Genomic DNA, 25,452 nt, shown 5'->3' with positions numbered 1-25,452 from the left:
CTGAAAGTAGAGATAAACTGTTCCTTTATACAAATCTAATAAATTCTATAAAAAATATACTCGTTATAGTTGTTCAATCATCTACTGAAACTTTCCGCTGTGAGAAAAGTGCCTGAAACACAATTGTTTCAGGCACTCGGAATTATTGAGACCTTAGGCTCAATAATTAGTCTTGGAACTTCGAAGAAGTTCGCTGACGTCCGTACTCACTTAAGGAAAGTTTCTAAGATGACTTTGTCTTCAATAAAAGATCCTCGCTGTCACGAGGATCTTCTTTTATAATTTCTTTTTCAATTCGGCGACTGCCATCATGACTTCCATGGGAGTCATATTGTAGAGATCCAGATTCTTCAATTCTGTGATCACTGTATTTTCTGTTTCTTCCTCAAAGAGGGACATTTGTTCAGCAACCTGCGAAGACACTTCCTTTTTAGGAGTTGCATCCGCAAGCGGTACTTGCTGGGCTTGTCCTTCGAGCTTGGTCAAAATCGCATCCGCCCGCTTCAATAATTCTTCTGGCAAACCAGCGATCTTGGCCACGTGAATCCCATAAGATTTATCAGCTGGTCCGGGTTCAATCTTGTGCAAGAAGGTAACCTGACCATCTCGCTCCAAGGTCGCAACATGAACATTTTCCAAACGGGACAAGGTCTCTGAGAGTGCCGTCAACTCATGGTAGTGGGTTGCAAACAAGGTTTTGGCACCGGTTCGATCGTGAATGTATTCGATGATGGACTGGGCGAGGGCCATCCCATCATAGGTCGCCGTTCCCCGTCCCAACTCATCAAATAAAATCAAGGACTGAGGCGTTGCCTTGCGAATGGCATGATTGGCCTCCATCATTTCCACCATAAAGGTAGACTGACCCGATACCAGGTCATCAGCAGCTCCGATCCGGGTATAAATCGCATCAAAGATTGGCAATTCAGCCCTTTGCGCTGGAACATAAGAGCCAATTTGGGCAAGAATCACAATGATCGCCAATTGGCGCATATAGGTAGACTTCCCGCTCATATTTGGCCCCGTAATCAGCTGAATATCCCGTTCTTCATCCATAAAGATGCTATTAGGAATATAGGACTGGGCTCCCATCACTTTCTCAACAACCGGATGACGACCTTTGTCGATCGCGATTCGTCGTTCTTCATGAAAGAAGGGACGATTCAACTGTTGCGACTCAGCGACACTGGCTAAACTTTGTAAAACATCAACCGTCGCAATCGCCTGAGCTAACTGTTGCAGACGTTGGATATACTTGCCAACTTCTTCCCGAATCCGCATAAAAATCGTATATTCCAGATTAGCAGACTTCTCACGCGCCTCTAGCATATCTCCTTCGATGCGTGCCAATTCCTCCGTACCAAAGCGTTCTGAATTTTTCAAGGTCGCCTTGCGGAAAAAGTGAGCAGGAACGTGACTCAATTGAGAATTGGTGACATGGAAATAATAGCCATCCTTCTTGTTGTAATCGATTTTTAGACCTGTAATGCCACTGGCTTCGCGCTCTTTGGCCTCAATCTCAGCAATCCAACCAGTACCATCCCGAAGAACGACACGATACTGATCCAATTGCTCGTCAAACCCAGTTCGGATGATATTTCCCTCCGTAATAACAGCAGACGCTTCCGGAGCAATAGCTGAGGTAATCAAGCGGTGCAATTCAGGAAGTTCATCCAAGCGTGCAATTAAGACATCTAAGACTGGATCACCAATCCCCAGTAGAATCGACTTGATCGTCGGCACATGCCCCAGAGTATCTCCTAGCTGCAAGAGATCCTTAGGATTGATCTTGCCAAAGGAAACACGACTCGCTAAGCGTTCAATGTCATAGACCCCTTTGAGACTGTCGGTCAAATCGCTCCGTTCAAAGAAATGATCCATAAAGACCTGAATGATGTCCTGGCGCTCTCGAATCCGTTTCAAATCGACTAAGGGTTTCTGAATCCAGGACCGCAACAAACGACCGCCCATGGCCGTCTTGGTTTCATCCAAATACCAATACAAGCTACCATGTTTCTTCCCAGTCCGCGCATTCTCTGTCAAATCAAGACTAGCCTTGGTCGCAAAGTCCATCTGCAAGAAATCGCAAATCTCATAATGATGGGCTTTTTTGAGGTGGCTCAATTCCCGCATTTGTGTCTGGTAGACATACTGGAGAAGTTTTCCAGCCGTTTTCTTTTCTAGCTCACTCAACTGATCCCCTAAGAGTTGAACATCGTCGAGCGCCGTCTCTACATGTGACAGCAAGAGATTCATCTGGCTAACAAACACACGCTCTTCCTGTTCTGGCAACTCATAACCCAGGACCACCTCACGCGCACGTAAATTGCGGATTTCTCCACAAACCATGCTAAAGTCATTGAGGGTCGTCACCTGAAACTCCCCTGTCACCAGATCCATATAGGCTAGCCCATACTCATTTCCTGAACGATCCAAAGCAACCAGGAAGTTGTTCTCACTATCTGGCTTGGTCGAATCCACCACTGTACCCGGCGTAATCACCTGTACGACTTCACGCTTAACGACCCCCTTGGCTTCTTTAGGGTCTTCCATTTGTTCTGCAATCGCGACCTTAAATCCCTGTTCAATGAGAACATCAATATACTGCTGAGCCGAGTGGTAGGGAACACCCGCCATGGGGATCGGATTCTCTGCATTTTTATTCCGTGAGGTTAAGGAAATCTCTAAAATTTGAGCTGCATTCACTGCATCTTCATAAAATAATTCGTAAAAATCTCCCATTCGAAACAGCAAAAAGGCATCCGGATAGTCTTTTTTGATATCTAGATACTGCTGCATTCCAGGGGATATTTTCTCTACTGCCATACTTCTTTATTCCTTACTGTTGCATCATTTTCTGACACAAGCTCCATAGATGAAAACAGGAGTAGATAGCTCACTATCTTCCTCCTTTTGACATCTTAACAGGGCTTGATTACTGCATCATCCCTAAAATTTCATTTTGAATTTCAATGGCTGCCTCTTGGTCTCGACAAACAATCAAGAGGGTATTGGCCCCTGCTACTGTTCCCAAAATACGCTCATCTGACATTTCATCTACACCATTGGCCAAGAGAGCTGCTTCTCCTAGCTCTGTCCGCAAAACCAAAGTGAATTCTGCTCGTGAGACAGACTTGGCGTGGCTGGACAACATAATATAAATCTCTGCCACCTCAGGCTCATTTGGCAAAATATAATACAACTGGTCTTTTCGTTTCACCTTGACTAGACCCAGATCGCGCAAATCTCGTGACAGAGTTGTTTGCGTTACAGCAATTCCTTTTGCTTCTAATCGATCCTGAATCTCTTTTTGAGTCGACAATTTTTCATTTCGAATCATTTGTTGAATCAAAAGGTGACGTTCTGTCTTTTTCATTGGACCTCCACTTTTGAATAAATATACTTTAAATTATACCAAAAAAATTGAAAATTCGCTCAGAATTGTGTTAAAATAATAGTTAAAAGGACTAAGGAGCTAATATGAACAATAAAGAACTCATTGCTAGTGAATTGGCCAAAGTGATTGACTCTCTTGACCAAGATGCTATTTTAAACTTGCTTGAACAACCAAAATCATCTGATCTTGGTGACATTGCTTTTCCAGCCTTCTCACTTGCAAAAGTGGAACGCAAGGCTCCTCAAGCAATCGCTGCAGATATTGCTGAAAAGATCGACCAAAGCGCCTTCGAAAAAGTCGTTGCAACTGGACCTTACGTGAACTTCTTCTTAGACAAATCTAAGATCTCTGATCAAGTAATCAAATCCGTCATCGAAGCAGGTGCAGACTATGGTCAACAAGACGAAGGTCATGGCCAAAACATTACCATCGACCTTTCAAGTCCAAATATCGCAAAACCATTCTCAGTTGGTCACTTGCGCTCAACCGTTATCGGGGATGCTCTTTCAAACATCTTCCGCAAAATGGGCTACAACACGATTAAAATCAACCACTTGGGTGACTGGGGTAAACAGTTCGGTCTCTTGATGGTGGCTTACAAAAAATGGGGTAGCAAGGAAGCTGTCGAAGCCAACCCAATCGATGAATTGCTAAAACTTTACGTTCGGATCAACGCTGAAATCGAAAACGATCCTGAGCTTGATGATGAAGGACGTCTCTGGTTCAAGAAATTGGAAGATGGAGATCCAGAAGCGACTGAGTTGTGGCAATGGTTCCGTGACGAAAGCTTGGTAGAATTCAACCGTATCTACAAACTCCTCGGTGTTGAATTTGACAGCTTAAACGGAGAAGCTTTCTACAATGACAAGATGGATGAAGCTGTCCAAATTCTTGAAGAAAAAGGCTTGTTGAAAGAGTCTAAGGGTGCTAGCATCGTTGAGCTCGATGATGTCAACCTTCCACCAGCTATGATTAAGAAATCAGACGGTGCCACTCTTTACATCACGCGTGATATCGCAACCGCTATCTACCGTGCACGGACTTACAACTTTGTGAAAAACATCTATGCTGTAGGTCAAGAACAATCTAACCACTTCCGTCAGTTGAAAGCTGTTTTGAAGAAAATGGGATTTGACTGGAGCGACGATATGGTTCACGTTGACTTTGGTTTGGTGACAAAAAACCGCCAAAAATTGTCAACTCGTAAAGGAAATATCATCCTTCTCGAACCAACTCTTCAAGAAGCCATCTCTCGTGCCAAAGCGCAGATCGAAGAAAAGAACCCTGAATTGGAAAACAAGGAAGAAGTGGCACATGCAGTCGGTGTTGGTGCGGTTAAATTCTACGACTTGAAGACAGACCGCCGCAATGGGTATGACTTCGACCTCGAAGCCATGGTATCCTTTGAAGGAGAAACTGGACCTTACGTTCAATACGCTTACGCTCGTATCCAATCCATCCTTCGCAAAGCCAACTTCACACCATCTACAGATGCGACATACAGCTTGAGCGATCCTGAAAGCTGGGAAATCATCAAGCTTCTCCAAGACTTCTCTCGTGTGGTGAAACGTGCTGCTGAAAACTATGATCCATCCTTGATCGCAAAATATGCTATCAACTTGGCTCAAGCCTTCAACAAATACTATGCACACACTCGTATCTTGGATGAAAGCCCAGAACGCGAAAGCCGTCTTGCTCTTAGCTACTCAACTGCAGTAGTCTTAAAAGAAGCCCTTCGCTTACTTGGTGTCGATGCCCCTGAGAAAATGTAATTTCTTATCTAATGATTGATAAGTAGAACATCTCATATGGGAGTGAGAGGAGAAACTAAATGCGATTCAATTTAGTTCTTTCTCACTCCTTTTCTCATGCCTAATGCCCTTCATTCTCTACATTTTCAAATCCTTTATATACAGGAGAAATCTATGAATCAAACCGTTTACATCTTAATCCTCATCAGTTTAGTGGTCCTCTTTTTATTCAACAAGTACGAAAGAGAAAAACTACAACGGCTCTTACAAGAGCAACTCTTGAAAGATCAAGCTTTCAAAGATAGCATCAAGGAAAAAATCCAAGAGACCGACAATATCAACGATGTCATCCATGCCATCAACAAAGACTATCGATTGGGACTCCTACTTGCTAAAGAAATCACAGAAAAATTAAAATAAGCCATAGAAGAGGAGTCATATAAAATGTGACTCCTCTTCTATTCAGTCGCAACAAATAAGAGGCTGGGACAAAAGTCCTAGCCTCTCAATTATTTTTGGATTGTCGAGCAAGACGCAGTGGTTGAGTGGGCTCTACTACGCTGATTTCATCAGCTTTTACAGCCCTACTCAACTGTGCGGAGGTGGGACGACGAAATCGAATTCTAACGAATTACCGATTTCTGTCCCACTCTCTTTATTTTAAAGATGATACAAATCTTCTACAATGGCGGCTACTTTTTTAATATCTCCCAACATCCCCCGCATTTCAAAATCGGCTAACATAGGGAAACCAAAGCGTTGGCTGTATTGCTTAGCGGTTAAACAATATTGATTGTTAAAATTCCGATTGCCTGATCCAACCACTCCTAAGCACTTGCTGGCGTTGCCTCCGTAAGCAATAAAATCTGCGACATCTGTCGTCAAAATTTCCACATCGCCATTGTCAACACCATTTCCACCCTCCAAATAGGTTGGCAAAAAAGTAATAAAAGGATTGGTCATTTCAAAGAAGGGCTGGCCCTCTTTGACCAGGTCTTTCACATGCACTTTCTCGATTTCAAGTCCGGGATGGGCTTCCAGCAAATAGTCACTTAAGCGGCGGACAAAACTCTCTGTATTCCCACTCAGACTAATATAAACAAAGGATACTTTCATCTTTTTTCTCCAATCAAGAAGCTCTCTTATCCTCTAAGAGAGCTCCATTCAAACTTATCTATTATGCCGTAGCTTGAGCTTTTCTCAAACGCAAGGTTTTATACAAAACAATCCCAAGGAAGAGAAGAGATAAAGCAGTCAAGAGTAACAAAGCAATGGACGAAGATGCCAGATATCGTTGGCGAAGGGACGGGGTTGAAAAACTAGCTAATAGTGGACGCCCTGCAAAATAATTATAGCAAGAGAAGGCTTGACTTAATAAAATCTGCCCCATGTAAGTATAATGGGCTGTTAACAGATCCTGCTTCATAAAGAGGAAATAGAAAGTTGCCAGTAAGGCAATCAGAATCAGGGAAACAAATAAAAAGGTTAGTGGAGACTGATTGAGTTGGGCTGATTTCTCATAATATGTCACGTAGTCAGCCTTGTCTTGAGCCGTTGTTAAACCAAGTTGTTTCGCAAAATCATCTGTCAGCTCAAAACTCTTTGAAGCTCCAAAGGTTGAGACAGCTGAAGTCAGGGTTCCAACCGTAGAGAAAAATAACAGGATGTAAAGATAGATAGGTTTCTTTTTCATACAAACTCCTTTTCATTTCTTACACCCTATTATATCGCGATACAGATAGAAAGGCAAGCGCCTCAAAACCGTGGAAGCACTTGCCTGATCACTGATACGTTCAAATGAAATTCATTTGGAAAAGTAATGTGTGCAAAAGATGAAAAGCCATCGCAACTGTATCATTGGAATGATTAGAGATATAACGGAGTCCTATAAACTTTCATTCGAACACCACCAGTATACCTCATTCTCTTCTTCTTGTGTCATCCATTTCTATTCTGCTTCATTTCGACACGATTTGGTCTATAAAAGCCATTTCCTCTCCTCATCCAAAAACTATTCTGTTCTATTTCTCAACTATTTGGTCATCACTCCATCAAAAAAGCCAGAAGAACTTGCCTTCTGACTTTCTTTATTTAGATGAATGAACGACAGAAATAAGAATTAATCTTCTTTTTTCTTGCGTGCAAGACCCAATCCAAGCAATCCAGCCATCGCACCTGCAAGAACAGCTGCAGTTGAGCTTTCTGTACCTGTATTTGGAAGCGTAGGTGTTTGTGGTTGCGCAGGTTGTACAGGCTGTTCCGGAACTTCAGGAGTTGGTTCGGTTGGAACCTCTGGAGTTGGTGGAACGATTGGTGTAGGTGGAACAATTGGTGTAGGTGGGTTGTATGGAGTTGGTGGAGTTGGAGGAACTGGTGTTGGTGGGGTTGGAATATCTGTTTCCGTTACCACTTTGTTCTTATGCCATTTCACCTCAGCTTCCGGTTTCACCGGATTCGTATTTGGAACGACTTCAGGAGTCGGTGGGGTTGGCGCTTTTGGTGGAGTTGGCGCTTTTGGTTCCTTCACATCAACTGTGATCACAGTGTAGTTAGGTTCTTTTGGAGCCGTTGGACCTTTAGGTTCTTCTGGTTTGCTTGGTTCTGCAGGTAGATTTTCCACTGTAATCGTTGGTGGAGTTGGAGCCTTTGGTTCTGTTGGTTTTGTTGGCTCTTTCGGTTCTTCTCCTGGCTCTTTAGGAAGACCTACATTTGAGTTGATGGCAAACCAGTAAACCGTTGGTTGACCAGCCGCATTGGCACCATTAGCCGTAAAGACTAAGTGTCCATCTGACATCTTCAAGCCTGCTCCACCATAATAGAGGTATGGAGAAGATGGATTATCCCAACCTTCAAGAGTTGTTGAAGATTCACCGTTAAAGACAGAGCCATGTTCAATATATTGGTTATCTTTAAAGGAAGTCACTTCTTTAGTAGCAGCATCATAAGAAACACTTGAGTTTGGAATTGGAATAAATTTATTATTTCCAACATTTACAGACTCTTGGTGTTCCACGTTTTCAAATTTCTTCTTAGGCGTGAACGTAATTTGACCTGTAGTTGCATCTACTTTGTATGATCCGATAACATCATCCTTACCTTCAAAGGTAAATTCTTCTGTACCAATAGAATGAACACTTCCTGAACCCGAAGCATTTACAGTTAACGCATCCGTTACTTCTTCCTTCTCAGGTGTCGTACCAGGAACCCATTTACCTGTGTCATCTTTAACATAACCATATTTCTGAGTCACAATTTTGAGAGGGTTGTCTGCTGAAATGGAAACAGTTGCAGTACCAAAGTCTGCTTTTCCTGTTTTAACCTTCACTTCATTGTTTTCAATGCTCATGGATGAACCATCTGCATATGGATCCCAAGTTCCACGAACAGTGTTGCCATTTTTATCTTTGGCTTCTACTGTAAGGGCACGAGGTTTGTCTCCACTATCGACATAGGAAGCACCTGTCCAGTGGTTGAGCGAGTTCAAAGCGACAATGGCATTGCGTTGAGTCAAATCAAATTTATTGCCATCACCATCATAGAATTCAACATCGACAGCAACCTTAACAGGTTTGTCTTGGTCTGTTGAAGCACCCACTGTCATGGTTACCGTTGGATCTGCGTTGACTGCTGCAATCCCTTTGCCATCATTTGATGGAAGACTTAAAATCTCATAACGGTAAATCACACGTTTGATTGGATGCATATCCGTATTTTCACGCATGCTGGACTGATTCAAGTTATCATAAGTAACGACAAATTTATCGCCTTCTTTCACTTGAATGTACTCAGTTTCATTATTGGCCCAAGGACTAGTTGCTACAATATCTGAAGCTTCCAATTTATTAGAATCATATTGATGGACATTGCTTGTATTTAAACGAGCTTGAGCATCACGAGTAAGATAAGTGCTGATGCCGTCAATGGTGTGAGTTGCACCACCTTCACGTTGGAAGGTCAAATCTTGAACAGTTGAAACATTTTTAAGGTCAGCATACGCATTGTCTGTCATATATTTGTCGTATGCTTGTTTCGCGTCCGTATATTGTTTTTTGGCAACTTCGTATTCAGCTAATTTCTTTTGATAAGCAATATAATCATTTTCGTACTGTACTTTTTCTACATTGTATTTTGCAAGATCAGCTTCGTATTGAGCCTTAGCAGCATCTTCTTCTGCCTTCTTCGCTACCAATTGATCATAAGCTGCTTTATCTTTATCGTATTGCGCTTTCTTAGTTTGGTATTCTTGTAAATCTTTATCGTATTGCGCTTTCGCTGTATTGTAAACAGCCATTTCTGCTTCATACTTAGCTTTTGCTTCTGCATTGGCCTTATCTGCTGCTGCTTTTTCTGCTACTTTAGCATCGTAGGCTGCCTTTTTAGCATTGTACTCTTCTAAAGCTTTATCATAAGCTGCTTGTTGGGTTTTGTAGTCTTCTACTTGTTTCTTGTAAGCCGCTTCTGCTTCTGCATTTCTCTTTTCAATCAATGTGATTTCTTGAGATTTTGCTTCATACTCCGCTTTTGCCTTTTTGTAGTTATCAACTACTGTGTTGATTTCAGCTGTTTGAGCTTTATTATCTGCTTCTGCTGCTGCGATAGATGGTTGGACTTTTTCAGCTTCTTCTGTAACGGTCACACCTTCTGTAGCCGCATCAGCTTTTGCTTTTTCAAGTTCTGGTGATTCTACATAAGTCGTCGTAACTGTTTTATTTCCTTCTGTCACAGTTGTAGATGTCAACTTAGAACTTGTTGAAACAGCTGCATCGCTTGTTGCTGTATCCGTAGTAGTCGCTTCAGTTGCAGGTGCTGTTGCCTCATCCGCTTTCACTTCTGCTCCGTAGGTATTAACAGTAGCCAATCCAGCGATGGCCAATGAAACAACACCGACTGATAACTTACGAATTGAAAATTTTTCCTGCTTCGAAACATGTTCACGATAGCTTTTCATTTTCAAAACTCTCCTTTTTTGTTTAAAAAAATCTCACTGTAGAGGCAAAAATATGCTACTTCCAGTTAACTTCATTGTATCACAATCAACCATTTTTATATATTTGTCAATTTAATTTTTTATTTTACTTTAAATATATAACAACTTGAATCCCCAAACTTTCCTTGCCTTCCCCATCTTTAGTTGAAAATATATGCAAACGCCTGTGAAAAAATCCTTTATTTTCAAGGGTTTTTAAGACACTTTCTCTTTTTATAAATTTCACCGAAAGGCTTTTTAAAGGGAAGTATTTTTTTATACCAATAAATTAGATTTGAAGACTGAAATAAAAATTATGTAATTTTTTCCCTTTAGGGGTTGCAAAATTCAAAAAAACAACACTTTTTGCAGAGTGTCCATTCCCTAAACTAGCTCCATTTCTTCTCCCAAATGAGAAGTAATGAAAAAGACCAAGGTCTTATGGACCTTGGTCTAACAACTAATGATTAGTTTAAGTGCCAGATATCTTCATTGTACTGAGCGATCGTACGGTCAGATGAGAAGAATCCTGCTTTAGCAATGTTTACGATAACTTGATCCAACCATGCATCACGGTCTTCGTAATCAGCCAACATGCGTTCTTTGGTTACAATGTAGTCTTCCAAGTCAAGAAGAGTCATGAACCAGTCTTTGTTGATCAATTCCTTGTGAAGACGAGTCAAGCGTTCCTTGTTACCAACTGCAAGAACGGCATCGCTGATAATGAAGTCTACCAATGGTTTGATAGCTTCACGTTCATAGAAGTCCGCTGATTTGTATGCTGATTTCTCATATAGATCGATTACAGTTTCTGAATCTTCACCGAAGATGTAGATGTTGTCACGTCCAACCAATTCAGCGATTTCCACGTTTGCTCCATCCATAGTACCAAGTGTTAACGCACCATTCAACATGAATTTCATGTTACCAGTACCTGAAGCTTCCTTAGAAGCAAGGGAGATTTGCTCAGAAATATCGCTAGCTGGAATCAAGTAGCTTGCAGCAGTCACGTTGTAGTTTTCTACCATAACGACTTGCAAGTGTGGAGCTACTGCTGGATCGTTTGCAATCACTTCAGACAAGCAAAGGATCAAGTGGATAATATCTTGTGCAATGGTGTAGGCAGGAGCTGCTTTACCACCAAAGAGAACAGTGATTGGGCGAGCAGGGATATTTCCAGCTTTGATGTCCAAGTATTTGTGGATCACATACAAAGCGTTCATTTGTTGACGTTTGTATTCGTGGAGACGTTTGATTTGGGTATCAAAGATAGAGTTAGGATTGATTTCCACACCTTGATGGTCTTTCAAGAAACGAGCCAATTTCCGTTTGTTGTGAGACTTGATGTTTTCCAATTTTGCTTTGACTGCATCTTTATCTTCATAAGAAAGAAGGTCTTCCAATTTAGATGCGTCATGGTGCCAGTCACGTCCGAGGATATCATCCAAGTAGTGTGACAAGGTTGGGTTGGCATGCATGAGCCAACGACGGAATGTGATACCGTTTGTTTTGTTGTTGAATTTTTCAGGGTAAATGTCGTAGAAAGCTTTCAACTCAGAATTCTTCAAGATTTCTGTGTGAAGTGCTGCTACCCCGTTTACGCTAAATCCATAGTGGATATCCATGTGTGCCATGTGTACGCGATCATTCTCATCGATGATTTGAACAGCTGGATCTTTGTATTCAGCGCGAACACGGCGGTCCAATTCTTCAATGATTGGAACCAAGTGAGGAACCACTTCTTGCAAAAATTCAAGTGGCCATTTTTCAAGGGCTTCTGCAAGGATTGTGTGGTTAGTGTAAGCCGTCATGCTACGAACGATAGAGATAGCTTCATCCATTCCAATACCACGTTCTGTCAAAAGACGGATCAATTCAGGAATGACCATTGATGGGTGAGTATCGTTGATTTGTACAACCGCATAGTCAGCAAGGTCATGCAAGTTGCTTCCTTTTTCGATGGCTTCGTCGATGATCAATTGAGCACCATTTGATACCATGAAGTATTGTTGGAAGATACGGAGCAATTCCCCTTGACGGTTACTATCATCTGGGTACAAGAAGAGGGTCAAGTTGCGAGCGATATCTGTCTTGTCAAAGTTAATACCATCTTCAATAATAGATGAATCAACTGAATCTAAGTCGAACAAGCGCAAACGGTTCTTGGTATCGATCTTGTAACCAGGTACGTCGATATCATAAAGGGTAGAAGTCAATGTGAAGTGTGCGAATGGAACTTGGTAGCTACGGCTTGAACGAACGAGCCAGCTTTGGTCAGTCAACCATGCGTTTGGAATCGTTTCTTGTTGGTTGTTTTTAAGGACTTGTTGGAACAAACCAAAGTGGTAGTTCAAACCAACCCCATCCCCTGTCAAACCAAGGCTTGAGATAGAGTCGATAAAGCAGGCTGCCAAACGTCCCAAACCACCGTTACCAAGTGATGGTTCCAATTCCACTTCTTCGACTTCGATCAAGTCTTTACCAGCATCTGACAATTCTTTTTTGACATCGTCGTAAAGACCCAAGTTGATCAAGTTGTTAGACAAGAGTTTACCGATCAAGAACTCAGCTGAGATGTAGTAAACTTTTTTCTTACCAGTATTTAATTTCTTTTGGGCACTTGCTTGCTTGGTGTAATTAAGCAAAGCAAGGTACAATTCTTCATTTGAACATTCTGCAATTGTTTTTTGGTGATGATCAATCACATATTTTTGTAATGATTCCATGTTTTAAAGTCTCCTTTGTTTCAACAATTTTAATAGGGAAAGATTATTTTTCTGCTTTCTTAACTTCTTTTTTCAAGTCTTTGTTTTCACGACGATAGATCGTTGTGAAATCAAGCAATTCTTGCTCAACAGCTGGAGTCAATTGATCCGCTGTCATCCGCCATGACCAGTTACCACCAAGAGTTGATGGGAAGTTCATCCGAGCTGAGCCATCTAACTCAAGCAAGTCTTGCATCGTAGCAATCGCCATGAAGCTGACAGAAGCAAAGACTGTGCGAAGCATAGCATGTGGGACAGATTCGTACTCTTTCCGGTTGGTATAACGAGCAAGGTACTCACGAGTTGGATCGTCGATTTCATTGCGGTACCATCCAAGAACTGTGTTGTTATCATGTGTTCCAGTGTACATCACAGAGTTGTTTGGTGCCAAGTGAGGGCTATCGATACTTTCATCGTCAGGATTGAAGGCGAATTGAAGAATCTTCATTCCTGGGAAGCCAGTACGTTCGCGAAGCTCAATGACTTCATCCGTCATAAAGCCAAGGTCCTCAGCGATGATGTTCAAATCACTGAGCTCTTCCTTCACGGCTGCAAAGAGTTTGTAGCCAGGACCTTTGACCCATTTACCTGGTGCTGCAGTTTCAGAACCAGCAGGGATTTCCCAGTATGATTCGAAACCACGGAAGTGGTCGATCCGAACGATGTCATAGATCTTGAAGCTTTCACGCAAGCGTTCAATCCACCATTGGTAGCCATCTTTGTCCATTGCTTCCCAGTCATAGATTGGGTTCCCCCAAAGTTGACCAGTTGCTGAGAACTCATCTGGCGGGCATCCTGCAATGCAAGTTGCTTTTCCGTTTTCATCTGTTTTGAAGAGATGAGGATTAGCCCACATGTCGCTTGAATCTTCTGCTACATAGATTGGCATATCTCCCACAATTTCAATGTGGTGGTCGTTAGCATAAGCTTTCAAGGCCAACCATTGTTGGAAGAAGAAGAATTGAGTCACACGATGGTAAGTCAATTTATCAGCCAATTCTTCACGGTATTTAGCCAAAGCTTTTGGCTCACGCGCACGAATAGCTGCATCTGGCCACTCTGTCCAAGCTTTCAAATCAAAGTGTTCTTTAATAGCCATGTATTCTGCGAAGAGCTCCAACCAAGAAGCATTGGCTTCACAAAATTCTTGGAATTCTTTTTGATCACTTGATTTTAAGAAATTCGCAACTGCTTTTTCAAGCAAGGGACGACGTTGTTCGAAAACCTTTGCATAATCCACTTGAGTAGGATCTTGACCAAAGTCCACTCCTTTAAGGTCTGCTTCTGTCAACAAACCTTGTTCGATCAAAAGATCGAAATCAATAAAATGAGTGTTCCCAGCAAAAGCTGAGAAAGATTGGTATGGAGAATCTCCATAACTGGTTGTACCAAGCGGCAAGATTTGCCAGTAACGTTGCTTGGTCCGAACGAGGAAATCAACAAAATCATATGCTGATTGTCCGAATGATCCGATTCCGTATTGTCCAGGAAGGGAAGAAATGTGCATCAAAACACCACTTTGACGTTTTTTCATGGGTTACCACCTCTTTTTATTTCTTTGAAGCCTGCGATTCGGTGCACGGTATGGGTATCGTTGCAGAGTCGTATCCAGCTCTCAAGCGGCTCTACTCTTTGTTAAAATCGAACAGGCGCAACTCAGTTTACGCAATTTTTGCGAAAACGTTTGCGTACCATGTCATTATAAACTTTTTCCATATTTTCTGCAAGGGGTTTCTTAAAAACTTTTTAACTTTTTTCAGAATGTCCTCACCCCCCTAGTGTATTCTTTCCTTTGCCTAATGTCAACAAATTTAATGTATTTTATAGAAGAAAGTTCGGAATTAAAATATTTTTAAAAAATTTTCTCAAAATCACTTGCAAACGTTTTCGCCTTGTGATATACTTAAGTCGTTTTAGGAAAACGTTTGTCTAAAACGGTTTCTAATTATTATCTTTTTTTATTCTTTAGGAGGAATAAATCATGAAACGTACAATTTTACGTAGTGCTGCTGTACTTGGTACAGTTGGTTTTGCCGGCTTCTTACTTGCTGCTTGTAGCAATAGCTCTTCAGGTTCTTCTGAGGCAAGTAAAGAAATCAACGTCTATGTAGACAAAGGCTACAAATCTTATGTTGAAGAAGCTGCAAAAGCTTTTGAAAAAGAAAATGGCGTAAAAGTTAAAATCAAAACTGGTGATGCCCTTGGTGGATTGGATAACCTTTCTCTTGATAACCAATCTAAAAAAGCTCCAGACGTTATGATGGCACCATACGACCGTGTAGGTGGTCTTGGTAACGATGGTCAATTGGCTGAAGTGACATTGAACAAAGATAGCCACACAGACAAAACAACTGAAGCTCTTGTCACAAACGGTGGTAAGGTTTACGGTGCACCTGCTGTCATCGAAACTTTGGTTCTCTACTATAATAAAGATCTTGTAAGCGAAGCTCCAAAAACATTTGGTGACCTTGACAATCTTGCAAAAGATAGCAAATACGACTTTGCTAGCGAACCTGGTAAAACAACTGCCTTCTTAGCTGACTGGACAAACTTCTACTATGCTTACGGTTTGCTTTCAGGTAATGGTGGTTATGTATTTGGTAAAGATGGTACAGATCCTAAAGATATTGGATTGAACAACCAAGGTTCTATCGACGGTATCGAATATGCGAAAACTTGGTATGCTAAATGGCCAAAAGGTTTGCAAGATACTAAAGGTGCTGCTAACTTCATCCAAACACAATTCCAAGAAGGTAAAACAGCTGCTATCATCGATGGTCCTTGGAAAGCTGCTTCATTGAAAGAAGCTAAAGTAAACTATGGTGTCGCAACTATTCCAACTCTTCCAAACGGAAAACAATATTCTGCCTTTGGTGGTGGTAAAGCTTGGGTTATCCCTGCAGGTGCGAAAAACCTTGATGGCGCTCAAAAATTCATTGACTTCTTGACAAGCACTGACCAACAAAAAGCTTTGTTTGACAAGACAAATGAAGTTCCTGCCAACACCGAAGCTCGTAAATATGCGGTTGGTAAAAACGATGAATTGACAACTGCCGTTGTTGAACAGTTCAAGAACGCTCAACCAATGCCAAACATCTCTGAAATGAGTGCTGTTTGGGATCCAGCTGCTACTATGCTTTTCGATGCTGTAAGTGGTAAAAAATCTGCAAAAGCTGCTGCTGACGATGCAGTGAAATTGATTAAAGAAACCATCGAACAAAAATTCGGTAGCAAATAAGACAGTTTTTAGGTTTGAGTAAGAGGTTGGCGACAAGGTCCCAACCTCTTATGTTCCATTATCAACCTTCTACTTGATAACTGTCAAACTTGTCTTCTTGCTCTCTGGCAAGGACATTATAAGGAGATTTGAATGACTACAGAACAAAACCCTAAAAAGGCTATGTGGCTCTCTTTGATCCCGGGTCTTGGGCAAATTTATAACAAACAAAAAGCTAAAGGCTATATTTTTCTTGCAGTGACTGCTCTCTTTCTCGTTTACTTCATTGGAATTGGAGCTGGAGAATTATCGAAGTTAGTCACACTTGGAACCGTTCGTGGACAAGATAATTCCCTCTTTATCTTGATTCGTGGGGCCTTCCACTTGATCATCACTGTTGTTTACTTCCTATTTTATGCCTTAAATATTAAGGATGCTGGAACAGTTGCTAAACGCATCAACAACGGGATTGCCGTTCCAAAAACCTTTAAAGATATGGTTCACGCGATTTATGAAAATGGATTCCCTTATCTTTTGATTATCCCTTCTTATATCGCTATGACCTTTGCGATTATCTTCCCAGTTTTGGTTACTTTGATGATCGCTTTTACCAACTATGACTTCAAACATACCGCACCAACAACCTTGTTGGATTGGATCGGGTTCCAAAACTTCACTAACATGTGGACCTTGAGTACCTTCCGTTCAGCCTTTACATCTGTTCTTGGTTGGACCTTGATTTGGGCTCTCGCAGCATCAACTCTTCAAATCGTGCTCGGTATTTTGACAGCCATTGTGGCAAACCAACCATTCGTAAAAGGAAAACGAATCTTTGGGGTTATCTTTCTGCTTCCTTGGGCTGTTCCAGCCTTCATCACTATCCTTACATTCTCAAATATGTTTAACGATAGTGTCGGCGCCATCAACGCCCAAGTTATCCCATTGTTTGCTAAGATCTTCCCATTCTTAGATGGTGTCTTGGTTCCTTGGAAGACCGATCCTACCTGGACAAAAATCGCTTTGATTATGATGCAAGGTTGGCTCGGTTTCCCTTATATCTATGTCTTGACTTTGGGGATTCTTCAATCGATTCCAAACGATCTTTACGAAGCTGCTTATATTGACGGTGCCAACGGTTGGCAAAAATTCCGCAACATTACTTTCCCAATGATCCTTGCGGTTGCAGCACCAACCTTGATTAGTCAATACACCTTCAACTTCAACAACTTCTCCATCATTTACTTGTTTAACGATGGGGGACCTGGTTCTGTCGGAGGAAATGCTGGATCTACAGATATCTTGATTTCTTGGATCTATAAGTTGACAACTAATACCTCTCCTCAATATTCAATGGCCGCAGCGGTAACCTTGATTATCTCTGTGATCGTGATCTCAATCTCAATGATTGCCTTCAAGAAACTACATGCATTTGATATGGAGGATGTATAAAATGAAAAATTCAGTTCAATTTAAACGCCGCCTCAATCATTTCTTGACTTACCTGTACATGGTGGTTCTTTCAATCATCATTATCTACCCGCTGTTGATTACGATCTTATCGGCCTTTAAGTCAGGGAACGTCAGTGCCTTTACACTTGATTTTAGTGGCAATCTTAGTTTTGATAACTTCTCAAAACTCTTCTCTGAAACTCCTTATGGCACTTGGTATATGAATACCTTGATCATCGCGATTATTACGATGGTGGTACAAACCAGCATCGTTACCTTCGCAGGTTATGCCTATAGTCGTTACAACTTCTTAGCGCGTAAGCAAAGTTTGGTCTTCTTCTTGATCATCCAAATGGTCCCAACTATGGCAGCCCTCACAGCCTTCTTCGTTATGGCTTTGATGCTGAATGCCTTGAACCAACCTTGGTTCTTGATCTTCCTTTATGTTGGTGGTGGTATTCCAATGAATGCTTGGTTGATGAAGGGTTACTTCGATACCGTTCCAATCTCACTTGATGAGTCTGCTAAATTGGATGGTGCAGGACACTTCCGCCGCTTCTGGCAAATTGTCCTTCCACTTGTTCGCCCAATGATCGCCGTTCAAGCACTCTGGGCTTTCATGGGACCTTTCGGAGACTATATCTTGTCTAAATTCTTGCTTCGTGATGAAGTAAACTATACGGTAGCCGTTGGTCTTCAAACCTTTATCAGTGACCAAAAAGATCAAAAGATCGCCTTCTTTGCAGCCGGTGCCATTTTGATCGCGGTTCCAATCTGTATTCTATTCTTCTTCCTACAAAAGAACTTTGTTTCAGGCTTGACAGCTGGTGGGGATAAAGGATAAAATAGAACCTTATTTCAAACACATTTTATTTTTAAGTTAAGGGTAGTATGGTGGATTCTTTACTACCCTTCGTTAAGAATAAAATCAATCAAAGAGATTCCTCTTTGCATCTCTGATTCTCTTATGTTTAGAAAGGTCATCTCATGCCCTACCCTTTTAATTATTTCGCAAGTATCTTCAATTTCCGCTCTTCTTTTGCAAACCGCAAAAAGCTGAGTTGGTTCCAAATGATTTTTACTTCTTTCTTTCTGATTTCTGTCACACTATTACCAGTGGCTCTTCAAAATGCTCAACTCAAAACCTATCCCTTAACAACCTTTGTCAGCGATGTGTTTGATCCTTTATCAAATGACGTCATGAAAGATATCCAAGAACACGTTGTGATCAAAGACCAAGAGCTCACCTATACAGGAAACAACCCTGTACACAAGACTTCAAAAGGACAGGTTGTCTTGGGCCAAGAAGCAAAGGCGAGTGAGGGCAAGGAGTTAACCCTCCATTTTGATCGAAAACAGTTGATCATCTCAAAAGAAAATAAAGAACTCGCTACGGTCTCATACCAGGCTATCAATCAAGAGAGCCTTCGGGATAAAAAAAGCTTCACTCAAGCTATCTCTAGCGATTGGTTCCGTGAAAATCGACTCCCTGTCAGTCTCTTTCTCGTGATTTTCTCTGGCTTCTTATCGACAGTCAATTATTTGATTCTCATTGTAGGGGCATCTTTCTTCCTCTACTTGACGCGAAAATCTCGACTCTTTTCACTACAAACTTTCAAGGAATGTTTCAATTGTATTCTGAATTGCTTGGGACTCCCTATTTTACTAAGTGTCCTCATCAGTTTACTATTCCATCAAGTATTTACTACGACGATCATGATCCAAAATGTCTTATTTGTACTCTATCTTGCTATGGTATTTTATAAGACCCACTTCCGTGATCCAGACTATCACCGCTAGGAGGTTTTCTCATGCGTGTTACCATCAAAGATGTGGCAAAACTCGCTGGCGTCGCGCCTTCAACTGTCACGCGCGTCATCCAAAATAAATCCACGATTAGTGATGAAACAAAAAAACGAGTCCGTGAGGCCATGGTCGAGTTGGATTACCATCCCAACCTTAATGCTCGCAGTCTTGTCAGCCAATCTAGTCAAGTCATTGCTTTAGTTCTTCCAATCGATAGTGACGTCTTCTACCAGAATCCTTTCTTCCCAACTGTTTTAAGAGGGATCACCCAGATCGCCTCAGACAATGATTATGCTATCCAAATCTGTACGGGGCAAAATGAAGAACGGCGGCTCGACAACCTCAAGCAACTCATCTACGGAAACCGTGTAGATGGTTTGATTTTCCTATATTCTAGCCCGAATGATCCCCTCGTTGACTTTGCGATCAAAGACAAGTTCCCCTTCCTCATCCTCGGAAAGGCAGCTTCTCCTTTTGTTTCGCTAGTGGATAATGATAATATCAAGGCTGCATTTGATGCGACAGAATATTTCATTCAACAAAACTACCGGAAAATTGCTTTTATTGGAGGAAACAAAGAGCTGTCTGTGTCTCAAGACCGCTATGAAGGTTATAAAGAAGCTCTCCAAAAAGCAGGGATTCCTCTCGATGAAAAACTGGTTCATTTTTCATTTGGTTTTATGTTAGAAGACAATTCTTATCAATTGATGGAGAGTCTTCCTCTAACAGAACTAGATGCTATCATGACAACCGATATTCTCGTTGCTGAAGGGGTGCGCCAATACCTATTAGAACACCAGCTGACAATCCCGATTATTTCCTTTGATTCGATTAAGCCACGACTCGATATTGAAGCCTATATTGACATCAATGCAGTGGAACTCGGACGTGAGTCTGTTCGGACAATTCTACAAATTATCAAGGATCACAAAGAAGGAAAAACCGTTTGCTACCGTCAATTGATTGACCATACCATTACGAAACTCTAGGAGTCTTTATGTCTACATTTACTGCTTATTTAGATGACCAAGACCTGATTCGTATCCAAAAAGGAGAGGAGCATATCCTTCCTTTTTATTTGGAAACAAACCACGGTCGTCTTGCCTTAATCCCTGTCAAAACGTCAAGTGGAGCGACTGATACAGGAGACTATTTCTTAAGCCCTGTTCCGCTTGAACTGGGAGAAGAGTACACCATCTACGATGCTGCTGGAAATTCTTCTATTCTCCACTATCGTCAAATTGTTCGCAAACCCATTTTTGATCAAACCTTCACCTATAGTGGAGAGGATCTAGGAAGTTTCTACACACCAAGTCAGACACAATTTAAATTCTGGGCACCGATTTCGCAAGATGTGACCCTCCATATCGAAGATCAGGTCTATCCGATGAATCGTACAGAAAACGGTGTCTGGGAACTCGTGCTCAAAGGGGATTGGGAAGGAGCTGCCTACCACTATGAGTTCCGTGTCAATGGCCTAGAACGTCGGATCCACGATCCCTATGCTCTATCCTCTTTAGCAAACTCTGGAGATAGCTTAGTCGTCGACCGCAAGAAAATCACACGTCCTATCAGTCGTGCCACTCGTCAATTAGATCCGACAGAAGCAATCATCTACGAGATGAGCGTTCGGGACTTCTCTGCCCAAAAAGAGGCTGGCTTTAAACACCCTGGTAAGTTTAAAGGCTTGACAGAGTCGCCCCAACTCAATGGCCAGGTCCTTGGATTTGATTACCTTCAAAAACTGGGCATTACCCATGTACAGTTACTTCCTGTCTATGATTTCGGTAGTGTCGATGAAGAGGATCAATGGAAAGCCTACAACTGGGGTTATGATCCTGTCCAATACAATGTTCCAGAAGGAAGCTATGCGAGTGATCCTAACGATCCTTATGCGCGAATCCTGGAGCTCCAAGACACTATTGACACCTATCACCGGGCTAATCTGAGTGTCATCATGGATGTAGTCTACAATCACGTCTACCAGGCAGATGAGTACGCTTTTGAACAGATCGTTCCTGGTTATTTCTACCGTTATAATGCAGAGGGAGAGCGGACCAATGGAACCTTCTGTGGAAATGACGTGGCAAGTGAACGTTCCATGGTGAAACACTATATCAAGCAATCTCTCAAACAATGGGTTTCCCTCTACGGCTTTGATGGTTTTCGCTTTGATTTGATGGGAATCCTAGACATTCCAACCATGACAGAGATTGCAGAGGAGCTCCGTGAAATCTATCCTAACGTCTATCTCTATGGGGAAGGGTGGAAGATGGATACCGGCCTCTCTGAAGACCAGCTCGCTCACCAGTACAACTCAAAACGATTACCAGATTTTGGCTTTTTCAGTGATAATTTCCGGGATACGGTCAAGAGAACACTCTTAGCCGGTCACCGTTGTGAGAGTCAACATTCTGCGAATGATTTTGCGAACATTCTAACGGCGAATGTCGGGAAGCTAGGGCCTGCTCATTTCACCCAACCTCAACAAGCCATTCAGTACGTCGAATGCCACGATAATGCAACTGTTTTTGATTATTTCCAACTTGAAAAAGAAGAGATTCGTCTAGAGGAGCGAAAAGCTCTCTCACGCCTCGCTCTTCATTTGGTATTATTATCCCAAGGTGTACCTTTTATCCATGCTGGTCAAGAACGTTACCGCACAAAAGGGCTCGAAGAAAACACCTATAACTTGCCAGATAGTCTCAACCAATTGGACTGGACATCCCTTTCAAAATGCCAAGAAGAACTTGCTTTTCTTAAAGAATTGATTGCTTACCGGAAATCGCAACCTCTCCTTCGTTTGAAAAAAGGACAAGAGATTCGAGATTACTGTGACGTCAAATGGTTGTCTGATTATCATTTGATCTACACGATTGAAAAAAATCGTGAAAAAATAACGATTCTCGTTAATATCGGTGATCAGGACATGACCTATCAACATCCGAGCGATAGTCAACTGCTATTTGCCTATCCTCATGCAAATCTCCAAACACCTATTCCTAAAGGAAAGGAACTTTCTATTTCCGCCCATAGTTGGCTCCTTCTCCACGAAACGAAATCAGCAAAATAAGAGGCTGGGACAAAAGTCCTAGCCTCTCAATTATTTTTGGATTATCAAGCAAGACGCAGTGGTTGAGTGGGCTCTACTACGCTGATTTCATCAGCTTTTACAGCCCTACTCAACTGTGCGGAGGTGGAACGACGAAATCGAATTCGAACGAATTACCGATTTCTGTCCCACTCTCTTATTTTTATTCTTCTGTTTCCACAAAGCGTCCGATGATATGAACATTTTCTGAAATGGTGATAAAAGCCTGAGGATCAGCTTTTTTCATAATATATTTGAATTCATTAAACTCTGCACGCGTAATAACTGTCAGCAGAACCGCTTTTTCCTGATGGTTATAGGTTCCTTCTGCATTGTGGATAATGGTTGCTCCACGATGCAATTTTTTATGGATCTTTTCAATAATGGCATCCGGCTGACTCGTTACAATCATGGCCTGCATCCGTTTTTGCTTGGTAAAGACAGCATCCGTTACTCGACTCGATACGAAGATGGTAATCATAGAGTAAAGAGCATACTTCCAACCAAAGGTCAAACCTGCAATCAACATAATGGTCCCATTGACCAAAAAGGAGATGCTGCCAACATTCTTTCCTGTCCGTTTTCGAATCGTCAAACTGACAATATCCGTTCCTCCACTGGAAATGTTGTTCCGAAGAGCAAAACCAATCCCTGTTCCCATGACAACCCCACCAAATAGGGCATTCATGATCGGATCGTTGGTCAACGTAATCACTGGCACGAACTGAATAAAGAGGGAACTCATCGAAACCGTAATAAAGGTAAAGATGGTAAATTTATGGCCAATTTGATACCAAGCCACAATCATCAAAGGGATATTGATGGCATAAAAGGTCAAGGAAACTGGAATCGTAAAGCCAATAAAGCGTTGGCTCAGAACAGACAAAATCTGAGCTAGACCTGTTGCACCGCTGGAGTATACATGTCCTGGTTGAAAGAAGAAGTTGACGGCAATCGCTGATAGAAAACCATACAGCAAGGAAGCTGACACTTTTTCATCGTATTTCTCACGGGAGATGCTCTTCAGCACGCGCAATAATTTAATGTTATAAGCTAGTCGCCGCACATGATAGCGAAATAGCTTATGAAAGCGAATTTTTTCATTTTCAATCCATCGATTAGAAGAAAAGGAAAATCTTAGAGCAACTGATTCCTAGACTCTCCCTTTTCTCTCTTGTCCTATTCTTGCTCTGCTACTTCTACTTGAAGATTTAACTCATCCAATTGCTTTTCAGAAACGACAGAAGGAGCTTGTGTCATTGGATCTGTCGCCTTGTTATTCTTAGGAAAGGCAATGACTTCCCGAATATTATCTTCACCTGCAAGAAGCATCACGAAGCGGTCCAAACCAATCGCCAATCCTCCATGTGGTGGGAAACCATAATCCATTGCTTCCAACAAGAAACCAAATTGTTCATTGGCAGCTTCTTTTGTAAATCCAAGTGCCTTAAACATCCGTTCTTGCAAGTCTTTATGATTAATCCGTAGGCTTCCTCCACCTAATTCATAGCCATTTAAGACGATATCATAGGCAATCGCTCGAACTTTTGAAAGATCGCCTTCCAATTCATGCTCTGTTTCAGCTTGTGGGAGTGTAAATGGATGGTGAGCAGACATATAACGGCCTTCTTCTTCAGACCACTCAAACATTGGCCAATCCACTACCCAAAGGAAGTTGTATTGATTGTTGTCAATCAAGTCAAGCTCTTTCGCAAGACGAACACGCAAAGCACCAAGCGTTGCATTGGCTACTTCAAGAGTATCTGCTACAAAGAGAACTAGATCTTTGTCTTCTAACTGTAAAGCAGCTGTCAAGTCACTTGTCAAGTCTGTCAAGAACTTCGCAACAGGACCGTTCAAAGTACCCTCAGCATATTTCACCCAAGCAAGACCTTTTGCACCGTATTGCTTCGCAACTTCTGTCAATTTATCGATGTCTTTACGAGAGTAATGATCCGCTGCACCTTTGACAACAATCGCCTTAACTGCTGGAGCTTCTGAGAAGACTTTGAAGTCTACACCCTTGACAAGTTCTGTCAAGTCTTGGAGCAACATTTCAAAACGTGTATCTGGTTTATCTGAACCGTACAAGGCCATAGCATCATCATAATTCATCCGTGGGAATGGGAGTGTTACTTCAATTCCCTTGGTTTCTTTCATGACACGTGCAATTAAGCCTTCTGTGATATCCTGGATTTCTTGATCACTCAAGAAAGAAGTTTCCAAGTCGACCTGTGTAAACTCAGGTTGACGGTCTCCCCGTAAATCCTCATCACGGAAACACTTCACGATTTGATAATAGCGATCAAATCCAGCATTCATCAACAATTGTTTTGTAATTTGAGGACTTTGAGGAAGGGCATAGAAATGACCCTTATTGACACGGGAAGGAACCAAATAGTCACGCGCTCCTTCTGGAGTTGACTTAGAAAGAAAGGGTGTTTCCACATCAATAAATTCTAATTCATCCAAGTAATTGCGGATTGAATGGGTTACTTTTGCACGGAGTTTGAGATTTTCCAACATCTCAGGACGACGAAGGTCTAAGTAGCGGTAACGAAGACGGGTATCATCATTGGCTTCAATTCCGTCCTTGATTTCAAATGGTGTTGTTTTGGCAGTATTGAGAACCGTAATAGCTTCTACCTTGAGTTCTACTGCTCCTGTTGGCAAGTTGGGATTAGCTTGTTCACGAGCTTCCACAAGACCTGTCACTTCTACAACATATTCACTACGGATACTTTCAGCTGTAGCCATCACTTCTGCACTAACTGTTTCTGGATTGATCACCAATTGCATGATTCCTTCGCGGTCGCGTAGATCGATAAAGATCAAACCACCCAAGTCACGACGACGGCTAACCCATCCTTTCAAGGTAATACGAGTTCCAATGTGTTCTTCACGAACACGTCCAGCATACATTGAACGTTTCATTTCTAATTAATCTCCAAACTAATATTCTTCCTTCTATTTTACCATAAAGACCAGCAGAAAGTGGCCTTTAGCTCAA

17 protein-coding genes are annotated in these 25,452 nt (G+C 41.8%); 8 read left to right on the top strand and 9 right to left on the bottom strand.

The genetic code is table 11. The features are described 5' to 3' along the window. Positions 1-276 precede the first annotated feature (276 nt). Positions 277-2,826, bottom strand: a complete 2,550-nt coding sequence (gene mutS, locus SM123_RS01185; protein ID WP_070594643.1) for a DNA mismatch repair protein MutS — start codon at positions 2,824-2,826, stop codon at positions 277-279. 109 nt (positions 2,827-2,935) lie between these two features. Beyond that, positions 2,936-3,376: an arginine repressor gene (gene argR, locus SM123_RS01180; protein WP_023919910.1), complete on the bottom strand. Its 441-nt coding sequence runs from the start codon at positions 3,374-3,376 to the stop codon at positions 2,936-2,938. Between the two features lie 104 nt (positions 3,377-3,480). Here argR and argS point away from each other — a divergent pair, with 104 nt between their 5' ends. Both argS and SM123_RS01170 read left to right on the top strand, forming a co-directional pair. Further along, positions 3,481-5,169, top strand: a complete 1,689-nt coding sequence (gene argS / locus SM123_RS01175; RefSeq protein WP_049515225.1) for an arginine--tRNA ligase — start codon at positions 3,481-3,483, stop codon at positions 5,167-5,169. Between the two features lie 153 nt (positions 5,170-5,322). Further along, positions 5,323-5,568 (top strand): hypothetical protein, encoded by a 246-nt coding sequence (locus tag SM123_RS01170; RefSeq protein WP_023919916.1) that lies wholly within the window; start codon positions 5,323-5,325, stop codon positions 5,566-5,568. Positions 5,569-5,808: 240 nt separating this feature from the next. Here the strand turns inward: SM123_RS01170 and nrdI are convergent, their stop codons facing one another. The 5 genes from nrdI to malQ all read right to left on the bottom strand — a co-directional run bounded on the left by nrdI (position 5,809) and on the right by malQ (position 14,413). Next, a complete protein-coding gene (nrdI, locus tag SM123_RS01165) occupies positions 5,809-6,264 on the bottom strand; it encodes a class Ib ribonucleoside-diphosphate reductase assembly flavoprotein NrdI (protein ID WP_155125189.1) in 456 nt (151 codons plus the stop codon). Positions 6,265-6,325: 61 nt separating this feature from the next. Next, a complete protein-coding gene (locus SM123_RS01160) occupies positions 6,326-6,841 on the bottom strand; it encodes an ABC transporter permease (protein WP_070587705.1) in 516 nt (171 codons plus the stop codon). A gap of 426 nt (positions 6,842-7,267) precedes the next feature. Next, a complete protein-coding gene (locus SM123_RS01155) occupies positions 7,268-10,096 on the bottom strand; it encodes a GbpC/Spa domain-containing protein (protein WP_320909632.1) in 2,829 nt (942 codons plus the stop codon). A gap of 485 nt (positions 10,097-10,581) precedes the next feature. Next, a complete protein-coding gene (gene glgP, locus SM123_RS01150; protein ID WP_320909631.1) occupies positions 10,582-12,840 on the bottom strand; it encodes a glycogen/starch/alpha-glucan family phosphorylase in 2,259 nt (752 codons plus the stop codon). 43 nt (positions 12,841-12,883) lie between these two features. Continuing rightward, complete coding sequence (gene malQ, locus SM123_RS01145; protein ID WP_320909630.1) at positions 12,884-14,413, bottom strand: 4-alpha-glucanotransferase; 1,530 nt, start codon at positions 14,411-14,413, stop codon at positions 12,884-12,886. A gap of 447 nt (positions 14,414-14,860) precedes the next feature. Here malQ and SM123_RS01140 point away from each other — a divergent pair, with 447 nt between their 5' ends. From SM123_RS01140 to pulA, 6 genes are all read left to right on the top strand, one after another. Next, on the top strand, positions 14,861-16,117 hold the full coding sequence (locus SM123_RS01140; protein ID WP_320909629.1) for an extracellular solute-binding protein: 1,257 nt from the start codon (positions 14,861-14,863) through the stop codon (positions 16,115-16,117). Between the two features lie 132 nt (positions 16,118-16,249). After that, the gene (locus SM123_RS01135; RefSeq protein ID WP_320909628.1) at positions 16,250-17,545 is read left to right on the top strand and encodes a sugar ABC transporter permease; all 1,296 of its coding nucleotides are present in this window, start codon (positions 16,250-16,252) and stop codon (positions 17,543-17,545) included. 1 nt (position 17,546) lies between these two features. Further along, entirely contained in the window at positions 17,547-18,389 is an 843-nt protein-coding gene (locus SM123_RS01130; protein WP_041818389.1) for a sugar ABC transporter permease, read from the top strand. 143 nt (positions 18,390-18,532) lie between these two features. Beyond that, positions 18,533-19,345 (top strand): DUF1189 family protein, encoded by an 813-nt coding sequence (locus SM123_RS01125; RefSeq protein WP_049518381.1) that lies wholly within the window; start codon positions 18,533-18,535, stop codon positions 19,343-19,345. Between the two features lie 11 nt (positions 19,346-19,356). Continuing rightward, on the top strand, positions 19,357-20,340 hold the full coding sequence (locus SM123_RS01120; RefSeq protein ID WP_070661671.1) for a LacI family DNA-binding transcriptional regulator: 984 nt from the start codon (positions 19,357-19,359) through the stop codon (positions 20,338-20,340). Between the two features lie 8 nt (positions 20,341-20,348). Beyond that, complete coding sequence (gene pulA, locus SM123_RS01115; RefSeq protein ID WP_320909627.1) at positions 20,349-22,424, top strand: type I pullulanase; 2,076 nt, start codon at positions 20,349-20,351, stop codon at positions 22,422-22,424. Positions 22,425-22,605: 181 nt separating this feature from the next. On the opposite strand, the gene SM123_RS01110 is transcribed toward pulA, so the two are convergent. Together SM123_RS01110 and aspS are read right to left on the bottom strand one after the other, a co-directional pair. Beyond that, positions 22,606-23,553 (bottom strand): YitT family protein, encoded by a 948-nt coding sequence (locus SM123_RS01110; RefSeq protein ID WP_407073127.1) that lies wholly within the window; start codon positions 23,551-23,553, stop codon positions 22,606-22,608. A gap of 68 nt (positions 23,554-23,621) precedes the next feature. Beyond that, a complete protein-coding gene (gene aspS / locus SM123_RS01105; protein ID WP_003009154.1) occupies positions 23,622-25,376 on the bottom strand; it encodes an aspartate--tRNA ligase in 1,755 nt (584 codons plus the stop codon). Positions 25,377-25,452 lie beyond the last annotated feature (76 nt).

The organism is Streptococcus sp. S5, from assembly GCF_034134805.1.
In the GTDB taxonomy this organism is placed as follows: Bacteria; Bacillota; Bacilli; order Lactobacillales; family Streptococcaceae; genus Streptococcus; species Streptococcus lingualis.
The sequence above is the reverse complement of the archived record's forward strand: the minus strand, read 5'-3'. Positions and strand labels throughout refer to the sequence as shown.